This window comes from Nocardia sp. NPDC058497 (assembly GCF_042720195.1).
In the GTDB taxonomy this organism is placed as follows: Bacteria; Actinomycetota; Actinomycetes; order Mycobacteriales; family Mycobacteriaceae; genus Nocardia.
The window spans coordinates 1-2,716 of record NZ_JBHXMY010000708.1 but is presented as its reverse complement, the minus strand read 5'-3'; the positions used below and the strand labels follow the sequence as shown (position 1 = coordinate 2,716).

General features: G+C 67.3%; 3 protein-coding genes. All 3 read left to right on the top strand.

Annotated elements, in window-relative coordinates:
- Positions 1–158 precede the first annotated feature (158 nt).
- The 3 genes from ACFWPJ_RS29815 to ACFWPJ_RS29805 all read left to right on the top strand — a co-directional run bounded on the left by ACFWPJ_RS29815 (position 159) and on the right by ACFWPJ_RS29805 (position 2,544).
- The gene (locus ACFWPJ_RS29815; protein WP_378856394.1) at positions 159–1,517 is read left to right on the top strand and encodes a hypothetical protein; all 1,359 of its coding nucleotides are present in this window, start codon (positions 159–161) and stop codon (positions 1,515–1,517) included.
- Positions 1,514–2,218 (top strand): ESX secretion-associated protein EspG, encoded by a 705-nt coding sequence (locus ACFWPJ_RS29810; protein ID WP_378856392.1) that lies wholly within the window; start codon positions 1,514–1,516, stop codon positions 2,216–2,218. Before ACFWPJ_RS29815 ends, ACFWPJ_RS29810 begins: the two co-directional genes overlap by 4 nt.
- Positions 2,219–2,280: 62 nt before the next feature.
- Complete coding sequence (locus tag ACFWPJ_RS29805) at positions 2,281–2,544, top strand: hypothetical protein (protein WP_378856390.1); 264 nt, start codon at positions 2,281–2,283, stop codon at positions 2,542–2,544.
- Positions 2,545–2,716 lie beyond the last annotated feature (172 nt).

The following is a 2,716-nucleotide window of genomic DNA, read 5'->3' as shown; positions in this document are numbered from 1 at the left end:
GAGTCGTTGTGCAGGGTGCACCTGCGGACGAAAGTCGGAGTCGTCATTGTCCGGACCCACAGCCTTAGTCTTGGGCGGAGTCAGAATCTCGACCCCTGCGCCAACATCATGGAAATCGCCTCGGTAGTAGAGAAATCCATCGGTAAGGAGAACTGACCATGGCGGACGGGGGAGGAACGCAAGTACCGCTGACGGACATTCTTTCGACGACATTTGGACTACCGCCACTCGAGCCGACGGCCAACGGGCGACAGCAGCAGACGGGTGCTGAGCGGCAGCAGGAGTCGCTCAGTCACGGGGGCACCGATCCGAAGTACATCGCTGATTTCGAAGTCTTCGAAGGTGTTTCGCATCAGGACATCTACAACGCGGTGCAGCAGATGCAGCCCGGTGTGATGCAGCAGTTCGGTGACAAGTGGGTCGCGATGTTCACGGAGATCTCGGGTGCGGTGACCGGGCTGATGGTGCAGACGGCGCGGGCGACATCGAGTCTCCAGGGTGAGTTCGCGTCGGCGGGGGAAGCTGCCGGGCGGCGGTTCGTCACCGAGGCGACGGATGTGTACACGGTGCTGTCCGCGGTCGGGCATCGGGTGAAGGCCGCGGCTTATGGTGCCGAGGCGGTGAAAGTGGCTGTGCCTGCGCCGGTCAACTCGACCGAGGCGATCGACGTCGGTACTTCGGTGCCGGCGACCCTGGCGGAACTGGCGGTGCCCGGCAATACGGCAACTGTCGAGCGGGAGAAGGAAGACCGTCGTCTCCAGGCGATCGCGGCGATGAACCTGACCTACAAGCCGACCTATGGCCCTGCGGGTGAGAATGTGCCGACCTTCGTCGCGCCCACCCAGCCGGGTACCGGCGGCGACACCGGCACAGGCACGGGTGGCGGTGGCTCGAACAACGGTGGCAACGACGGTGGTACCGGAAACAATGCCGACGCAGGGAATTCCGGCGACCCCGGCACCACCGACGACACCGCGCAGCCGGAATCGACCGACGGCGACGACGACACGTCATCGGCGGGGACGGATACCGGGAACAGCAACGGCGACGACAACACCCAGGGGCAGAACAGCGCCGATCCCACGAGCACCAATCCCGCGGCGACGGCACCCGCCGCGGCCACGCCGGGCACCGGAACCAACCCGTCCGGTGGATCGCCAGGGAGCGGATCGCCGGGTGGTGGGGCCGGCTCGGGCGGCGGCGGCACTCTCGGTCCTGGCGGTTCCGTCCCCGGGCGTTCGCCGGTCGCTGCCGGTCAAAACCTCGCCGCCGCCGGCCTTTCCGGTGCGGCAGGCGCGGCATCTGCGCGTGGCATTGGCTCGCCGGGCATGATGGGCGCGCCGGGCGCGCGCGGCGGCAAAGGCGACGACGATGACGAACATCAGGCGCCCGACTACCTTCGCGGAGTTCAGCCCGAGCTGCTCGGGCCGGAACAGCCCACGGTGCCCGGAGCCATCGGATCCGACGCACCCGCGACCCGCCTCGCGGAGGACCAGCGCGGCGCGGGGGCATCGTGAGCTGGACCTTCACCGCCGACGAATTCGCGCACGTCTGGCAGGCGGAAACCGGTGACGACCGGTACCCCTTTCCGCTCACCGTGTATTCGGCCGCCGACACGGAAGACCGGTACGCGGCACTCGCTCAGGCCGCGGCGCAGCGCTGGCCCACCGGCGCCGATCCGGACCTGACCGCGGTGCTACGGCATGCCGCCAGGCCCGACACCGCGCTGGCGGTATTCGACGACGCCGGACCCCGGCTGCGCGCCTACGGGGCGCGGTCCGGTGAGCGCGGTGTCGTGATCCGGCAGTACGACGACAACAGCGTCGAAGTGTTCTCCGGCAGTGCCGGGATGGTGGCCCGCGCCTTCGCCTCCTTCCTCGGCGAGTTGCAGGCGGGTCAGGCGGGACACCTCGTCGAGGACATCGACCGCCTGGCCGCGCACTTCGAATCCTGGCAGCGCCCACCCGATTCCGTCGCCGCCCGCATGCACCGCCTCACCGAAACCCGCCGCACCGCCTCAGGACACATCGAGGCCAGAGTGGGTTTGCACACCGAACGCCCAACGCCCGCACGGTATCTGACCTGGCTCGACGTGGCAGACGACGGCCGCTATCTCACCTACCGGCGGTACCAGGATCTACACATCGAACCCGCGGGCAAGCAACGCCTGATCGACGCGATCGAAGCCATCGCGACGTCCGGTGCGCACAGAGACTGAGATCAGCACTCGTCGAACAGGGAATTTCACATACCGACGCCGCCCAGCTTTGGAGGGACCAAATGGCTACTGATCTGTCGTTCTTCCGGTCGGAATCGGCTCAGCGGCTACGTGAGCAGGGCCTCGAGCAGGGGCGCGAGCAGGGCCTCGCGCAAGGGCGGGCTGAACAGGCGGCGCGGTCGGTGTTGACGGTGCTCACTGGAAGGGGCATCGAGCTGTCAGCTGCCCATCGGGCGCGACTGGCCGAGACCACCGACCTCGCTCAGCTCAACACCTGGCTGGTGCAGGCCTTGACCGCTACGCGAGCGAGCGAGCTCTTCGACTGACAGCATGTCTGAAAACTGGATGGATTTCAGACACCGCCCTTCTCGGGCGTCGTCGATTCACGCCGCCTACGCGGGGTGAACGTCTGTTTCCGCGTCTACCGGGACGGTTTCGCCGGCACCCCCAAAGTGTCGGGCGACACCTGGCCAGGGTCTTATAAACAAATCCCAGCCC